At 53.5% G+C, this 17,233-nt stretch carries 11 protein-coding genes and 1 pseudogene; 8 read left to right on the top strand and 4 right to left on the bottom strand.

All coding sequences use genetic code 11. The features are described 5' to 3' along the window. Together OB13_RS07855 and OB13_RS07850 are read left to right on the top strand one after the other, a co-directional pair. On the top strand, positions 1–1,263 hold a 1,263-nt coding region (locus tag OB13_RS07855; RefSeq protein WP_461489606.1), incomplete at its 5' end, for a class I SAM-dependent methyltransferase. Between the two features lie 205 nt (positions 1,264–1,468). Then, complete coding sequence (locus tag OB13_RS07850) at positions 1,469–3,574, top strand: M13 family metallopeptidase (protein ID WP_461489605.1); 2,106 nt, start codon at positions 1,469–1,471, stop codon at positions 3,572–3,574. Positions 3,575–3,659: 85 nt separating this feature from the next. On the opposite strand, the gene OB13_RS07845 is transcribed toward OB13_RS07850, so the two are convergent. Beyond that, positions 3,660–5,192, bottom strand: coding sequence for a malate:quinone oxidoreductase (locus OB13_RS07845; protein ID WP_461489604.1), 1,533 nt, complete (start codon positions 5,190–5,192; stop codon positions 3,660–3,662). Between the two features lie 395 nt (positions 5,193–5,587). Between OB13_RS07845 and OB13_RS07840 the strand changes: the two genes are divergently transcribed. The 5 genes from OB13_RS07840 (at position 5,588) to OB13_RS07820 (ending at position 13,030) form a co-directional block, all read left to right on the top strand. Further along, positions 5,588–6,622 (top strand): hypothetical protein, encoded by a 1,035-nt coding sequence (locus OB13_RS07840; RefSeq protein ID WP_461489603.1) that lies wholly within the window; start codon positions 5,588–5,590, stop codon positions 6,620–6,622. 412 nt (positions 6,623–7,034) lie between these two features. Next, positions 7,035–9,569 carry a penicillin-binding protein 1A gene (locus OB13_RS07835; RefSeq protein WP_461489602.1) on the top strand — a complete coding sequence of 845 codons (2,535 nt, stop codon included), beginning with the start codon at positions 7,035–7,037 and terminating at the stop codon, positions 9,567–9,569. A gap of 167 nt (positions 9,570–9,736) precedes the next feature. Beyond that, the gene (locus OB13_RS07830; RefSeq protein ID WP_461489601.1) at positions 9,737–10,411 is read left to right on the top strand and encodes a response regulator transcription factor; all 675 of its coding nucleotides are present in this window, start codon (positions 9,737–9,739) and stop codon (positions 10,409–10,411) included. Continuing rightward, on the top strand, positions 10,411–11,670 hold the full coding sequence (locus OB13_RS07825) for a sensor histidine kinase (RefSeq protein WP_461489600.1): 1,260 nt from the start codon (positions 10,411–10,413) through the stop codon (positions 11,668–11,670). Before OB13_RS07830 ends, OB13_RS07825 begins: the two co-directional genes overlap by 1 nt. Positions 11,671–11,752: 82 nt before the next feature. After that, complete coding sequence (locus tag OB13_RS07820) at positions 11,753–13,030, top strand: SdiA-regulated domain-containing protein (protein ID WP_461489599.1); 1,278 nt, start codon at positions 11,753–11,755, stop codon at positions 13,028–13,030. A 147-nt stretch (positions 13,031–13,177) separates the two neighbouring features. On the opposite strand, the gene OB13_RS07815 is transcribed toward OB13_RS07820, so the two are convergent. The 3 genes and pseudogenes from OB13_RS07815 to OB13_RS07805 all read right to left on the bottom strand — a co-directional run bounded on the left by OB13_RS07815 (position 13,178) and on the right by OB13_RS07805 (position 16,146). Further along, positions 13,178–13,993 (bottom strand): phosphatase PAP2 family protein, encoded by an 816-nt coding sequence (locus OB13_RS07815; RefSeq protein ID WP_461489598.1) that lies wholly within the window; start codon positions 13,991–13,993, stop codon positions 13,178–13,180. Positions 13,994–14,164: 171 nt separating this feature from the next. Next, on the bottom strand, positions 14,165–15,025 hold the full coding sequence (locus OB13_RS07810) for an aminotransferase class IV (protein ID WP_461489597.1): 861 nt from the start codon (positions 15,023–15,025) through the stop codon (positions 14,165–14,167). After that, positions 15,009–16,146, bottom strand: a pseudogene (locus OB13_RS07805) (DmpA family aminopeptidase). The gene OB13_RS07810 and the pseudogene OB13_RS07805 overlap by 17 nt, the downstream one beginning before the upstream one ends. A gap of 175 nt (positions 16,147–16,321) precedes the next feature. Between OB13_RS07805 and OB13_RS07800 the strand changes: the two are divergent. Further along, positions 16,322–17,089, top strand: coding sequence for a S1/P1 nuclease (locus OB13_RS07800; protein WP_461489596.1), 768 nt, complete (start codon positions 16,322–16,324; stop codon positions 17,087–17,089). The last annotated feature ends 144 nt before the right edge of the window (positions 17,090–17,233 follow it).

The following is a 17,233-nucleotide window of genomic DNA, read 5'->3' as shown; positions in this document are numbered from 1 at the left end:
CGAAAATTTGAAAAAGAGCCCTACCAGGTATGGGCCAAAATAGCAGACAAATACCGCGACAGGTATGGACTGACCTTAGCCGAAGCGCCTGCTGTACGGGCTGTACAGGAGCAGGTGCTCAAACACATTGAAGGTATGCTGATGGGCCCAACCATTGTGCGGCTGGGTATGAACGGCATGTTCCATAAGTATTTCATGGAGACGCGCTTCAGTCCCGAAGAATTTCACGAGAACCACGAGGATTTCCGCAAGATACTGGATTTGTTCGCGCACCTGGGTTGGTTCCGTAAAGTGAAGGAACAGTATGAGTATACCGATGAAGGCGTATTCTTTGCCAAACGGGGAAGCGCCTATGGGGTCACCGTTTCCTACATCCCTACCTTCCGGCATCTGGATGATCTGATCTTCGGGGATCCGACCGTACTCTGGAACACGCCGGAAGGATCACCGGAACTGCACGTGGACCGCGAGATGAATGTATGGGGAAGCGGCGGCGCCCACTCCACTTATTTCAGCGTGATCGATGAAATCATCATCGAGCTCTTTAATCGCCCGATCGAGGAGCAGCCCAAAGGTATACTGGACATGGGCTGTGGCAACGGCGCCTTCCTGCAACATATATTCGATGTGATCGACCGGCAAACCTTACGGGGCAAACTGCTGGACCAGTACCCGCTTTTCCTGGTAGGAGCCGATTATAACCAGACGGCCCTCAAGGTAACACGGGCTAACCTGATCAAAGCCGATATCTGGGCCAAGGTGATCTGGGGCGATATCGGGCGGCCAGACCTGCTGGCCCGGGACCTGCAGGAGAACTATAACATGGACCTGAAAGAGCTGCTGAACGTGCGCACCTTTCTGGACCATAACCGGATCTGGGAACGCCCTACCCGGCAAACGCCAGGCCGGGTGAGTGCTTCAACCGGAGCCTTTGCCTTCCGGGGACAACACATCCGCAACAACGAAGTAGAAGAGAACCTGCTGGAGCACCTGAAAAAGTGGACGCCCTACGTCAACAAATACGGCCTGCTCACCATGGAACTGCATACGATTCCGCCCGCACTGGCTGCCGCCAACCTGGGCAAAACTGCTGCTACTGCCTACGATGCCACACATGGCTTTTCGGACCAGTACATTGTAGAGGTAGATGTGTTCCATAAGGTAGCGATGGAGGCAGGCCTATACCCAGAGCAGGGAGCCTTCCATAAATTCCCGGATTCGGACCTGGCCACGATCAGCATCAACCTGCTCAAAGGCGCCTGATGTTTCCCTTCAGCTACCCCGGAAACCCAGGACACAGGCCCTTTACTCCAGGAATGATAGGGAAAACGAATTATTAGCGCCTGTAACGGGTTATAATTAGCTGGCCATGTCATTATTTTCAGCAAATAACCTTATTTTAGGGCCTCGAAAAACCTTCTGTGCAAACGAGTGTTTTTCGAATTCTATAAAACACATCCATCTAACAATGACAGAAATCAAAGAAAACACGTTGCCTGCGCAGCAAGCGTTAGGGAAAACTGTTTGGAAAAACCGACTGAAGTTGTTGCTTTTCGGCGCGGCAGCCATCTGCTCGCTGGAGGCGTCTGCCCAGTATGGCGGCAAAGCAACCAAGCAGGCCAAATTCATCGACAAGTCCAACATGGATTTGAGCGTGAAGCCAGGCAATGATTTTTATACCTACGCCAATGGCGTATGGCTCCAAAACAACCCGGTTCCTGCCAAGGAAACCCGCTGGGGAAGCTTCAACGAGCTGCGTGACTTTAACATCAACGCGGTAAAAACCATCCTGAACGAGTCTGCTGCCAAAACCAATGCAGCACCCGGTTCCATTGAGAAGCGTGTCGGCGATTTCTACGCTGCAGCTATGGACAGTGCGGCCATCGAGAAGCTGGGCTATACCCCTATCAAAGCGGATCTGGAAAGAATCAAATCGATCCAGGATGTAAATGGCGTGCTCAACGAAGTAGCCTACCTGAGAACATCCGGAGCTGGTTCTCCTATGTTCGGCTTCTTCGTAGGCCAGGACCGCAAAAACGTGGAGAACATGGTACCGCAACTGAGCCAGGGAGGCACCACCCTGCCGGACCGCGACTACTACCTGAAGAATGATGCCCGCAGCACCAAGATCCAGGAGTCTTACAAAAACTACATCACCACCCTCTTCACATTGACAGGCGTTGACAAAGCGACTGCCCAGAAAAATGCCGAAACCATCTTCAACCTGGAGAAGAAACTGGCAGCTGCGCAGATGGCCCGTGTGGAGATGCGTGACCCACACAAAACCTACAACAAGTTCTCCGTAGCTGATTTCAGCAAGACCACGCCGAACATGGAATGGAAGTCGCTGATGGCAAAGATGCGGGTAAACGGTCAGGACACGATCCTGGTAAACAACCCGAAATTCTTCACGGAACTGAACGGTTTGCTGACCTCCACGCCTGCTGCCGACTGGCAGACATACCTGCAGTGGAACGTACTGAAGTCTGCTGCGCCTTACCTGAGCAACGACTTCGTGGAGGCCAACTTCGCCTTCTCGCAAACGCTTTCAGGACAAAAGATCCAGACGCCACGCTGGCAGCGTATGTCGCAACTGACAGATGGCACCATTGGTGAATTGCTGGGCCAGCTATACGTAGCCAAGCACTTTAAACCGGAGGCAAAAGCCCGTATGGATGAGATGATCGCCAACCTCATCAAAGCCTACGAGATCCGTATCAAAGGCCTGGACTGGATGTCTGCTGAAACTAAAGAGAAAGCGTTGGCGAAGCTCTCTACCTTCCGTCCGAAAGTAGGCTATCCGGAGAAATGGAAAACGTACGATGGCCTGGAGATTAACCGCAATGCCTTCTTCCAGAACGTGCGCAACGCCGGCCAGTGGGGCTACAACGACATGGTGAGCCAACTGGGCAAACCGGTTGACCGCAGCAAATGGGGTATGACTCCTCCGACTGTGAACGCTTACTACAGCCCGGTGATGAACGAGATCGTATTCCCGGCCGGTATCCTGCAGTTCCCATTCTTCGATCCGAACGCGGATGATGCGGTGAACTACGGCGGTATCGGTGCTGTGATCGGCCACGAGATCTCCCACGGCTTCGACGACTCCGGCAGCCAGTACGACAAAGACGGCAACCTGCGCAACTGGTGGACGGCCGAAGACCGTGCCCGTTTCCAGGAAAAGGCTGACCAGCTGGTAGCGCAGTACAACGCCTATACCGTACTGGACACCATTCATGTGAACGGCAAGCTGACACTAGGGGAGAACATCGGGGACCTGGGTGGCCTGAGTGCTGCCTACGAAGCCTTCAAGATGACCAAGCAGGGCAAGTCGAAGAAGAAGATCGACGGCTTCACGCCGGATCAGCGCTTCTTCCTGGCCTGGGCACAGGTATGGAGAGGCAACACCTTGCCTGAAACTGCTGCGCAGCTCATCCTGACAGATTCCCACTCTCCGGGAGAACACCGCACAATCGGGGCTCCGGTGAACATGGATGCCTGGTACAAGGCCTTCAATGTGAAGCCGGGTGACAAGTTGTATAAAGCACCGGAAGCCAGAATCAGATTGTGGTAATCTTCCACATTTAACCAATAACCAAAACGCCACGCAAGCTATCCGTTTGCGTGGCGTTTTGGTTTATACCGGGTTTGATTTACTCCTATACCTTGTCCGGTTGGCGGGCCGAGACATTCTCCAGTCCGAGTACTTCACTGGTCCAGGCCCGCACTTGCTGTAGCAGTTCCGGGTTTTGCGGCAGCGACTCGCCATAGGATGGGATCATCTGCTTCAGCTTATTTTGCCAGGCGGCGGTGTTCATCTGATCGGGGAAGCAGCGTTGCAGCAGGTTAAGCATGATGGACACGGCCGTGGATGCGCCCGGTGATGCGCCCAGCAAAGCGGCCAGCGAGCCATCTGCCCCACTCACCACTTCGGTTCCGAATTCCAGCACGCCGCCTTTCTGGGCGTCCTTTTTGATCACCTGCACCCGCTGCCCGGCAACTGCCAGCTGCCAGTCTTCCTCGCGGGCCTCCGGATAGTACGCCCGCAGGGCACCCAACCGGTCGTCGGGTGACTGGCGCACCTGGTCAATGAGGTAATGCGTCAGCGGGATGTTCCGGATGCCGGCGGCCAGCATCGGCCGCAGGTTGTTGGCTTTGATGGAAAGCGGGAGATCGAAGAAAGATCCGTTTTTGAGAAATTTGGTTGAGAAGCCGGCATAGGGCCCGAAAAGCAATTCCTGTTCCCCATTGATGAACCGGGTATCGAGGTGTGGAACCGACATGGGCGGCGAACCCACCGATGCCTTGCCGTATACCTTGGCCCGGTGCTGCCGGATCACAGCCGGGTTGGTGCACTTGAGCCACTGGCCACTGACCGGGAAACCGCCGAAGCCCTGCCCTTCCGGTATTCCTGATTTAAGGAGCAGCGGCAGGGAACCGCCTCCGGCCCCAATAAAAACAAAGGAAGCTCTTATTTTCCGCTTCTCGCCTGTATTCCGGTCCTTGATGCTAACACGCCAGCGCAGGTCATTCTCCTGCCGGAGCTTGCGAACATCTTTCCCGAAATGCATCGACACGCCCTCCAGTTTCATCAATTGATTGAACATGCCACGCGTCAGCGTACCAAAATTCACGTCCGTTCCCTGGTCCATCCGGGTAGCCGCCACTTTTTCCCGCGGATCGCGGCCTTGCATAACAAGGGGCATCCACTCTGTCAATTTCGCCGGATCTTCGGTATATTCCATCCCTTTGAACAACTGGCACTGTGTGAGCGCAGCATGGCGTTTTTTAAGGTAGGCGACATTGGCATCTCCCCACACAAAACTCATATGCGGGATACTGTTGATAAAATTTCCCGGCACCTTGACGTTGTTCTTCTGGATCAGGTATGCCCAGAATTGCCTGGAGATTTCGAAGGATTCCGCAATAGTAACAGCCTTGGTCGTATCGATGGAGCCATCGGCCAGCTCAGGGGTATAATTCAGTTCGCAGAAAGCGGAGTGCCCCGTACCGGCATTGTTCCAAGCGTCCGAACTCTCCGCGGCTGCCACATCGAGTCTTTCAAAAATAGCAATATTTATATCGGGTTGGAGCTCCTTGAGCAACATGCCCAGCGTCGCGCTCATGATGCCTGCCCCGATCAGCACCACATCAACCCCGGACGCATCAGGGAAATCGTTTTTGTCCTTCATCTCGACTCTTCAGATTAAAAATTCCATACCTGATTTCCTACGTTATACCTCTTTTTCCGGATGAAAGGTATAGCGGGACCAATCTCCGCAACGGAAGCAGTTTAATACGAACGTGATCTTTATAAGGGTGAATGTTATTCTTTTATGGGTGAACGTTTACCTGGCATTTCGGCCTCCTCCGCGCGGGAAAAATCACGTCAGCAATTTTTTCAAATAGCTTGAACTCATGCACTTACAGTTTGGTTTAGCAAAGATATTGGCAGTCAACAGAAAGCTGATTGGGTATTTCGACCCCAAAAAATTACGGAAAAATCGAAATAGAAAAGTAGGTATAGACCAGAAATACACTAGGTAATTCAATAAGGTAAGTAGCGTGTAGTATTGATAAAAACTGAATGAAAACTCTGTCCTCTGATCAAACACAAACGAACAAACTTAACCCGGTTTCCGAATTCCGACCAGGCACGACAACCGAAGCGGTTTTTATGTCGATCAGCTTCAGCCCCGGTTTAAAATTTTTGCAGGCCAAATGGTTGAAACCGGTCAGCAGCGCCGAGTACCGGCAGGCGATCCGTATGACCGCCCGTAGCGTCGCTTTTCTACGGGCCGAGCTGGTTCTGGTCGATATCACCGCCATGAACGCGCCTTCGATGGAAGACCAGAGATGGACTTCTGCTTTTCTGCAGGAGGCTTTTGCCAGATCTTCTATCCGGCGAAGTGCGCGGGTTCTGTCCAGTGCCGGCCAGCAGCCGGCTGCCATGCAAAACATAGTAACAAACACGGGTATACTCCCCTATGAGATCAGGCTGTTCCATACCATAGAGGAGGCAAAATGCTGGCTCTTTGACTGCGAGGGAAAATGTCCGGCAACCGATGAGGACAACATCCGCATTCCCCTCAACTTCAACCTGAAACTGCTGCGCCAGAATCATTTGCAGAGGATCGGCACAGGCCAAAAGGGAAGCCCGGGACAGGCAGTGGAAGCTCCAAAGCTTCACCCGGCCGCTCCGTTGCCTAACCTGCTCCAGCTTCGGACTGAATTTGTGTCCATCTCGATGGACCATAAGGAAAGTGTGATGAATATTCGCTGGATGAAGCCACCCGCCAGCCGGCAATACCGGTATGGTATGCTGAAGGCAGGTCGTGCGCTCCGGGAGTACAAACTGGAGCGGGTCATGCTAAACAACCAGCGGCTCGGTATCCTGACCTTGGAAGACCAGGGCTGGCTGATCACTACCTCCATAGAAGTACTGGCCAAATGCCATCTGAAACGGCTTGCTGTCGTCACATCACCCGATGCCCTGCAACAAATGAGCAGCGACGCCATTGGCTGTAGATTAAAAGCGGCGAACCTGCCTTATGTAACCAAGTACTTCTTGTCTGAGGAAGAAGCTACGGAATGGCTTTTGCTGCACGAAGAGGAAGATTAGCGCGAACAAAGGCATAAACACCGGCCCTATACCTGACAAGGTATAGGGCCGGTCCTATTACGGCGTAGGGTGCTTGTAGCTTTTGCCGCTCACCTGCATCCCTCTAACGGAACGAACGCCCGGCTATACCTGGAAAATAGGAAAATGGGCAGACCTGTACTGCTGGTCTGTGCCGAAGAATCAATTAAATATACCGGCAGGAAATGAAATCCGGCTAAAAGCGTTCTGTTCCTGAACATCGTAGAAACCGCTGCTATACCTACCGCCGCAGGTTTCCTGTAAACCCTTTATTTTCGCAGTTGCGCTACCGAATTAAGAAAATGGCGTAGTTATTGTCGCCGGAAGCCAGGCCATTTGTTCCTCTTTCCGGCAGCTGCAGGACGCGGGTTCGCAACACGAAATACGAGTATATATGAAGCGTGTGCTTATAAAGTTAATCAGGTTAGTTATTTACGGAATCCTTGTACCGGTTACCAGCTTCCTGGCAACACAGCTTCGACTCTTTTCTCAAAGCCAGCAGCCCAAATTCACGGGCGCTTACTGGCAGAAAAAGTGGCAGGCCTTCCGGCACTACAACTGGAAGCAGCCCAAACTGGCAGACCTGAAGATCCTTTTTAACATCGCTCTCAAAAGCACGCTTTTCTTCCTGCTGGCTTTCGCATTCTTTTACCTGGCCGTCTACACGGGCCTGCTGGGGGATATTCCTTCCCGCGGTGAACTGAAAGCCATGCAAAACAATACCGCATCCGAGGTATACTCCTCCGACAACGTGCTGCTGGGCCGCTATTACATCCAGGATCGCACCAACATCCGTTACGACGAGATCGCGCCGGCTGCCATCGATGCCCTCATTGCCACCGAGGACGCCCGCTTTTATGAGCACAGCGGCGTGGATGCGCGTAGCGTGTTGCGGGTATTTATCAAAACCCTGCTGCTGCAGCAGGAGAGCTCTGGGGGCGGCAGCACCCTCAGCCAGCAGCTGGCCAAAAACCTTTACCCAAGAAAAAACAAGGGACTGCTTGCCATGCCGGTGAACAAGTTGCGTGAGATCATCATTGCCCGCAAACTCGAAAGCATCTATTCCAAACAGGAATTGCTGGAGTTATACCTGAACACCGTGCCGATGGGCGGCAACCTGTATGGCATCGAGCGGGCTTCGCGGCGCTTTTTCAATACCACCGCTGACTCTCTCCGCACTGAGGAGGCAGCTGTGTTGATCGGAATGCTCAAAGCCACCACCACCTACAACCCGCGGCTAAACCCGGAGCGCTCCGAGCAGCGGCGCAATGTGGTGCTCGGCCAGATGGCCAAATACCAGTACATCTCGCAACAGCAGGCAGACTCCCTGAAGCAAAGGCCGCTGAAACTCAGGTATCGGTACATCACCCACAACGATGGCATAGCCCCCTACTTCCGGGAGCAGCTGCGCCTCGAGCTGGTGACCTGGGCTGCCAGACAACGTAAGAAAAACGGCGCCCCATACAATCTCTACACCGACGGACTGAAGATCTACACCACAATAGACTCCCGGATGCAGTCACATGCAGAACGTGCCGTCAATCGCCGGATGGCACTGCTCCAGAAACAGTTTGACGCGCATTGGAAAGGCCGCAGCCCCTGGGGCGGGGACGCCACTGTGCTGCAGGAGGCTATGCTCCGGTCTGACCGCTACAAAAAGCTCAAAGCAGCCGGCGTTTCAGACGCAGAAGCTGTTGCTGCCTTCCGGGAAGCCGTGCCGATGAATGTGTTCAACTGGAGCGGCAACACCACCCGGACCATGACACCAATGGATTCGCTGGCCTATTACCAGCGCTTCCTCAATACGGGGCTGCTGGCCATAGAACCTGCTACGGGCTTTGTGCGTGCCTGGGTGGGCGGTATCAATCACCATGTATTCAAATATGACCATGTGCGCTCAAGGCGACAAGTGGGCTCTACCTTCAAGCCCATCGTGTATGCCGCCGCCCTGGAACAAGGTATAGCGCCCTGCAGCTATTTTGCCAATGAACGCATGACGTATCCGCAGTATGAAGACTGGTCGCCGCGCAATGCCAATGAGCAGTACGGGGGCGAATACTCCATGCGGGGTGCGCTGGCAAATTCGGTGAACACGATCTCGGCACAACTCATCCTGCAGGCCGGTGTTGACCAGACGATAGCGCTGGCAAAGCGGGTAGGTATACAGCATGACTTGCCCCGTGTACCGTCGCTGGCACTAGGCACCGCCGATCTTTCGCTCTATGAGATGGTCAGTGCCTATGCCACTTTTGCAAACGGCGGATACAAGGCTGAACCGGTCTATGTGACCCGGATCTTGGACCGAAACAATACTGTGCTCCGTCAGCACCACGCCGGCAGCGCTTCCCGCAGGGTTTTATCCAGGGAAAATGCTGCGATCATGCTGCACCTCATGCAGGGCGTGGTGGAAGAAGGCAGTGCTGCCAAGTTGCGCTCGGAGTATGGTCTGAAAATAGACATTGCCGGCAAGACGGGCACCTCCCAGGAACATGCCGACGGCTGGTTCATTGGCATTACCCCGGACCTTGTGACGGGCGTGTGGGTCGGTGCCGAGAGCCCCAAAGTACGTTTCCGGACCCTGACCGAAGGCCAGGGATCCCGCACCGCTTTGCCGGTATGGGGGGAGTTCATGCGGCGGGTGACCCAGGACAAAACTTATGCGGACTTGCGCAACAGCCGCTTCCAGCCACTGCCCCCCCGGCTACTGGAGCGCCTCAATTGCGAATCGTTCCGGGAAGAACCGCCCCAGCCGGATAACTTCTTTGACCGCCTGTTCCATAACGTGACCAAAACCTACGATGACTGGAAGAACCAGAGCAAAAGTGGCCGGACTAAAAAAGAAAGGGAACTGGACAAGAAGCTGGAGAAGCGTGAAAGAAAACGGCAGGAGAAAATCCGGGAACGGGAGAAAAGGAATCGTTGGGAGTAAGCAAACCGGATCTGGTGCAGAAACCTGCTAAACCTGCTGCTCTGCTAAAACAGGCAGAAGAAAAACTTTTGGGCTTCTTACAACGCTACTCCTCCAGAACGCATACGTTCAGCGTACAACAGAATTGCTACAGAATCCGTCCTTATATTTCGCCCTTATACCTGAAGATGAAAGTGCTGATAATTGAAGACGAGCAGGCCTTGAATGCTTCTATCGTTTCGTACCTGCAACAAGGCGGCTATACCTGCGACGCTGCCACCAGCTACCGGGAGGCGCAGCTAAAAGTGGCCAACCACAGCTATGCCTGCGTGTTGGTAGATCTCACGCTGCCGGGAGGTAGCGGCCTGGAGATCGTGCGGCTGCTGAAAGAGAACAATCCCGAAACAGGCATCATCATCATCTCGGCCCGCAACGCGGTGGATGATAAAATAACCGGGCTCGAACTCGGGGCAGACGATTACCTCACCAAACCTTTCCATCTTTCAGAACTGAATGCGCGGGTAAAGTCCGTGCTCCGGAGGCGTAATTTCAACGGGCAGAAGGTGCTGCAGGCAGGATCGCTGGAAGTGTTCCCCGAATCGGCAGAGGCGTCTGTTGAAGGCCGCAAACTCACGCTCACCAAAAAAGAGTACGATCTGCTGCTCTACTTCATGTCCAACAAAAACAGGGTGCTCACCAAAGATTCCATCGCCGAGCACCTGTGGGGCGATCACATTGAGGGGCTGGATTCGCTCGACTTTGTGTACACCCATATCAAGAACCTGCGCCGCAAGCTGGCAGAAGCAGGAGGCGAAGATCCGATCCAGACCGTGTACGGGATGGGCTATAAGTTCAGCGCCTGATGCGGATACTGACCAAAACCAGTCTCTACTACCTGCTGGTATCTGCCTTTGTGTTCCTGGTGGGTGGGCTCAGCTACTACAAGATCATGCAGGTTGAGATCTACGATGAAGTGGATGACCAGCTCTTTACCGACAAGGAAAATATCCTGGAATACATCCGCCACAACAACGAGCTGCCCAGCGTGACCTCCGGTATCTCGGAAGCCATCCTGGTGAAAGAAGCCGTCAACTCCTCTCCTGCCCTGGAGGCCCTTTCGGATACCCTGATATTCAGCGCCTACGACGAAGAATATGTGCCCTTCCGCAGGCTGACCTTTGTCGCTTATCAGGACGAAAAGCCCTACCAGTATACCATCCTCAAATCGCTGATGGACTTTGATGACCTCTTTGAGAGCACCATGCTGGCCATGGCCTGGATCTTCGTGCTGCTGCTGGTCGGTCTGGTGGCTGTAAACTACATGATCAACAAATATACCTGGCGAAACTTCTACGACACCCTCAGCCGGGTAAAACGCTACAGTCTCTCCCAGCAACAACCGCTTGCGTTGAGCAGAACGGAAACAAAAGAATTTCAGGAACTGAACGAGGTACTTCGGGCCATGACCGACAAGATACACAGCGATTACCTTAACCTGAAAGAATTCACGGAGAACGCCTCGCACGAGATCCAGACCCCACTCGCCATTGTGAACAGCAAGCTGGAGCTTTTCATGCAATCCGATAACCTGACGCCGCAGCAGGCCAACATGCTGGCAGAGATGCATACCTCCGTTAACCGGCTTGCCCGGCTCAACAAATCCCTCATCCTGCTCACCCGCATCGAAAACCGGGAGTTCCAGGAACATGAATCTCTCCCGCTGCATGCACTGGTCAGCGAGCAACTGGAACAGCTGCAGGAAATGGTGGACATGCACGAACTGACACTCGAAACCACCTCCCTGGAACCTACTTTCTTATCCATGAACCGGGGCCTGGCGGAAGTACTGCTCTCCAACATCCTGCTGAACGCCATCCGGCATAATTACAAGGGAGGCAGCATACAGGTGAGCCTGACCGCGCAGCAACTATGCGTCCGGAATAGCGGCAAGGAGCTGCAGGGACCACCCGAAGAACTGTTCCGGCGCTTCATGAGCAGCCACGAAACCTCCGGATCATTAGGTATAGGACTGGCTTTGGTCAGCAGGATCTGCACGCTCTACCAGCTCCATCCTTCCTACAGTTATGCTGCCGGCAGGCACAGCCTCTGCATAAAATTTTAAAAAAATTTCCTCAAAACCCCATTTCTACAGATTCCCTTCAGAATCGGTTAGTATACTCCTGTAAGACCAAATCGAAAAGAAAATGAAAAAGACCTCTATATGGGCGTTTGCACTGGCAGCCCTGCTGGCCGGAAGCGCCTGTGACAACACCTGGACAGAAACGAAAGTGCCGGAAGCCGTTAAAGTAAAATTTGGAGAGCTATACCCTACCATCAAGCAGGTAGATTGGGATAAAGAAGCGGACCTGTATGAAGCCGAATTTCACATAAGCGGCCGGGAGCGGGTTGCCTTGTTCGATGAAAGTGGCAGCCTGGTGAGCCATGTCGAAGAGATAGAAGAACGCTACCTGCCGGCCCCCGTGCTCGCTCAGCTGCAGCAGGAGTATACGGATTACAAGGTGGATGAAGTCCACCGGATCAGGGAGAAAGGCCGCACCAGTTTCCGGGTAGAACTGGAAGATAAACTGAAGGAAGTGCACCTTTATTTCGATACCACGGGCACGCTACTCAACAAACAGGAAGCATCCGTGACCTCAGATCAGACAAAAGCAACAGCTTCCCTGCTGCCCGTTGCGGGTGACGGCGCACCGGTAGCCAACAGCCTGGGCACCCCGGCAGCCCGGTGGGAACTGCCAGCCGAACTCAATGAAGTATCCGGCATCGTGATGCTGGCAGATGGGAAGCTGGCCTGCGTGCAGGACGAAAAGGGGATCATCTTTGTGTATGACCTGGAGCAGGAAAAAGTAGTGCAGCAGATACCCTTTGCCGGTCCCGGCGACTACGAAGGGATAGCGGTTGCCGGTACTACAGCGTATGTACTGCGGAGCGATGGCACGCTTCTGGAGATGCCCGATTTCAGAAATGGCAAACCCGCTACCCAGGAGCACCGCGCCTCCTTGCCAGCCAGCATCGATATGGAAGGACTGACGTACGATGCCGCTAACAACCGGCTCCTGCTGGCATCCAAAGGGCATGATACCAAACTGGGGAACTTCAAAGGCCTGTATGCTTTCTCTTTAGAAGATAAAAAACTGCAGACCACGCCCGTTGTCAAAATAGCGCTGGCCCAGGAGCAACTTGGCAAATCAGGTAAAAAACAAAAGTCAAAATATGATGTATTGCAGCCTTCGTCCCTGGAGATACACCCGAAAACAGGCGAGCTTTACCTGGCAGACGCAGCCAACCACCGCCTGCTGATCATAGATGAGCAAGGGAATATCAAAAAGACAGCCACTCTGGATAAGGAGCTGTTGCGCCAGCCGGAGGGAATTGCCTTTGGCCCCGACGGGGAGATGTTCATAGCAAGCGAGGGGGGCAAAAAAGGAACCGGCCTTATCGTGAAATACGCAACCGGAATGTAAGTACAAGGTAAACCAAGTAAGAAAGCCTGAGACGGATGATACTGTCTCAGGCTTTCTTACTTATCCTGGCTACGGAATCCGTTATTCTTGTTCTAGGAAAGAATTCTTCCAAAGAAGGTATAGCTTGCCTGAGTCAATCCACCCAGCTTACGGGATCCGGTATACGATGGCCAGGCCTCCTGCCGATCCGCTGTAGAAGGGCATTACTGCCAGCTGCTGCTTTTGATCATAGCTCTTCGCAATCAAGCGCTGAATGGACGGGTATACCTCGTAGACCACTTCAGCAGACACTATACCCAGCGCTGCTCCGGCCAATACATCCGACAACCAATGCTTGTCATTGAGGATGCGCATGGCACCGGTAGCCGTAGCAAAGGTATAACCTGCCACACTGTACCAGGCACTGCGCGATCCGTACTCCTTGTGAAAGAACGTGGCATAGGCGAAAGCAGTGCTGGTATGGCCGGAGGGATACGCATCGTTGTTGGAGCCATCCGGCCGGTTGACATGGATGACACTCTTGAGGTTATTGGCAAGCGTCTTGTTCAGAAAGTGGGTCATGCTGAGCAGAAAAGCCTGTTCGACAAAGTGGTGTTCCCCTTTCACCCCGGCAATGTTGAGCCCGACCGTCAGCGCGACCGGCCCATAATAAGCATAATCATCCAGCCGGGTATCAAAATCCTGGTAGTGGCGCTGCACTACCCTGCGGAGGCCTCTGCTCCCTTCAAACAGGCCCTCATCGTCCATGTGGGTCACGCTCAGCCCGATCAGCACACTCGGTACGATCACTTTGCGGACGAGCGGCGGCAGCCTTTCTCTCTCTTCTGTGCTCTGAAGGGTCGTATCGGCCGGTTCTTGATCCAAAACGGAATCCGGTAAGTTGGGCGGTGGAATGGTAAGCTGTCCGGACCAGGCAGGAAAAGTGCTTAACATCAGGAGCAACAAGAGTAAGTGTTTGTTCATAGCACGATGTTTAAAAGCACTATTTAACTTACGATTCTGAAGTTTTTCTGTAGTTTAGATATGCTTGAATTTGATGCGCGTTATTTATATTCCTATATAGCCCAATAAAACAAAAAGCCTTCCCACGGGTTGTGAAAAGGCTTTTCAGGGAAGTTATTCCGATTGAACTATCTACGAAACTTTCGCCGCCGTCAGCTGCTGTTCTTCCAGTTCAATCAGGTCCTGTAGCAAGTCCAGGGTGATTTTTCCTGGCTTTCCGCTGCCGATCCGCGTGTCGTCTACCTGCACGATCGGAAGTATGCGCTTGGTGGTGCTTGTCAGGAAGGCTTCCTTTGCCTGTGCCACCTCTTCCAGCGTGATATCGGCCTGCTCTACCCGGTATTTTCTGCCGGCCAGTTCCAGTACATTTTTCCGGGTGATGCCCGCCAGAATGTTGTTGGCAGGCGTTACGACCGTATCATCCTGCCGCACCAGGAAGAAATTGCAACGCGGAAATTCCGACACGATCCCCTGCTTGTAGTACAACACCTCTTCTGCGCCCTTGGCTTTGATCTTGCTGATCAGCCGGATGCCCATCAGGTAATTGATCGATTTGACAGAAGGCAATTCCCGGACATACTCATGCGTGATGATCCGGATTCCCTGTTCGACTTTTGCCTGGCTGGGCAGGGCGAGCGGGTGCTGGGTGATGAGCAGGTTGGGGTTGAGAGGCGTAAAGCCATCTTCCGAATAGCCCCCGGTCAGAATGATTTTCATGCCGGCGAGAGCCAGTGCATTCCGCTCTGTCAGTTCCCGGATCACGGCTTTCATTTCGTCGCGTGAGAGCGGCACCTGCAGCTCCAATAGCCGGGCGGAATTATACAACCGGTCCAGGTAGTCTTCCAGGAAGAGCGGCTGCCCCTGCTGCACTTTGACAAAATCGAACACGCCAAAGCCGCGCTGTATGGCCAGGTCGCTGATGTGCAGGCAGGCCTCGTCCAGGGGGACGATCCGGCCGAGGTTGTAGGCGAAAAGATTAGCGTTTGATTGCATTGTATTTCTTCATGATCTTGATGACATCGTTGACAGGCAGGGCTTCCGTTACATGCTTTTCGTTCCCTTCCAGGGTTTCGGCCTTGAACAGTGAATTGATGATGGCTTCTTCCGTAGCTTCGATGGTAGCCATAAAGAGCGGGGACAGTTCATCGTTCCGCAGCAGTGTAACAGTCTGTGTTTTTTTCTTTGGAGGTATAGGGCACCCGCAGGCCTTCATGGGTAGAGAAGGCGATCACATAATCCCCGCTGCCATTGGATGCGATACCGCCTGTTTTAGCCAGCCCCAGCATGGCTCTTTTGGCGATGCGCTCCAGGTTGCGGGCATCCAGGGGTGCATCGGTAGCCACCACGATCATGCAGGAGCCGTCAGCGCTTTCCAATAGCTGTTTGCTGTAGGAGAATTGTTTCAGCTCCTCACCCACCGGAACGCCGTCTACCTGCAGCACGCCGCCGAAATTAGTCTGCACCAGTACCCCGACCGTATAGCCGCCGAGATCCTGGGGCAGCTGACGCGACGAAGTGCCTATACCTCCTTTAAAGCCAAAACAAACCGTGCCGGTACCTGCTCCTACGTTGCCTTCTGCCACCGCACCGGCTGTGGCATTCCGGATGGCTTCCGTTACATGGGCGGTGCTCACATGCCTGCCCCGTATATCATTGAGGTAACCGTCGTTTGTTTCGCCTACCAGCGCATTGACCGACTGCACCTGTTCGTTGCCGGGCTGCTGCAAGGTATAGTCGACCACGGCATTCAGGGCCGTGCCTACCCCTAAGGTATTGGTCAGGACAATGGGCGTCTCCAGGTTGCCCAGTTCCTGTACCTGCGTGCTGCCTGCCAGTTTGCCGAAGCCATTGCCCACGTAGACCGCCGCCGGTACTTTCGCCTGAAACAGATTGCCGTTATGCGGTACGATCACGGTTACTCCGGTCCGGATGTGCTTTTCCCGGATCAGTGTCGTATGCCCTACCCTTACACCGGACACATCGGTAATGGCATTGTGGGCGCCCGGCTGCAGCACCCCGATCCGGATACCGTATTCCCGGGCCCTTTTGCGCTCCTGCCCCGATACCTCCATCATAATTGTCATCATGAGTAAGCCAATACAAATTATCTTCATAATCAATATGAATACAGGTGGATCAATTTAAGCGTCCTAAAAGCTGGTGTGGGCCATGAAGCTCTGTACTTTCTGCTTCCTGATGCCGTCGGCCAAAAGATTTTAGTTTTGGGTAACACAATTAAGCAAAAAAGACTTTGTTTTGCAGCATCTTAACTACCATTACTTTATAGCAATGAAAAAATTAGTATGTATCCTGCTATTTATCCCTCTGTTTGTAGGGCAGGTTTTTGCCTGGGGGCAAAATGGCCACCGGGCCGTGGGACTGATAGCAGAGCAACACCTGAGCAAGAAAGCGAAGAAAAAAATCAGGAAGGTGCTGCAGGATAATTCCCTGGCGGAGGTTTCGGTATGGATGGATGATATCAAATCGGACACGGCGTACAACCACACACATGACTGGCATTGGGTAACCATACCGGCAGGTATGAAATACGATCAGACGGAGAAGAACCCGCACGGTGACATCATCATGAAGATCGAGGAGCTCGTAAAAGCGCTGCAGGCAAATAACCTGACGGAAAAGCAGCACCAGGAATACCTCAAGTACCTCGTGCACCTGGTAGGCGACCTGCACCAGCCCCTGCACGTGGGCAAAGAGGGTGACTCGGGCGGCAACGCGGTCAAAGTGCAGTGGTTCGGACAGCCTTCCAACCTGCACCGTGTCTGGGACAGCGACATGATCGAGAGCAAGGACCTGAGCTTTACCGAACTGGCCCTTTTTGTGGGCAACCCGGACAAAGACCAGGTAAAGCAGTTGCAGTCCACCACAGTGCGTGACTGGGCGTATGAGTCGGTAGGATATCGCCAGCAGGTATACAACATTCCCCTGGACGGAAAGCTGGGTTACCGCTACAACTATGACAACTTCAGCACGGTAGAGCAGCGCATCCTGCAGGCAGGTATCCGACTGGCCGGAATCCTGAACCAGATCTACGGTTAAGCCTTCTTTCGATCACGAAAAAAACGTGCCCGGCAGCCCCCTTTCCTGAAAGCTGCCGGGCACGTTTTTCTCCCTTTAAACGCAAATAAAGCGGGATTTATACCCCTTTCAGAAAATGCTTCCGGTTCAGGAACAACGGCTTAT

Source organism: Pontibacter sp. HJ8 (genome assembly GCF_054824225.1).
The sequence above is the reverse complement of the archived record's forward strand: the minus strand, read 5'-3'. Positions and strand labels throughout refer to the sequence as shown.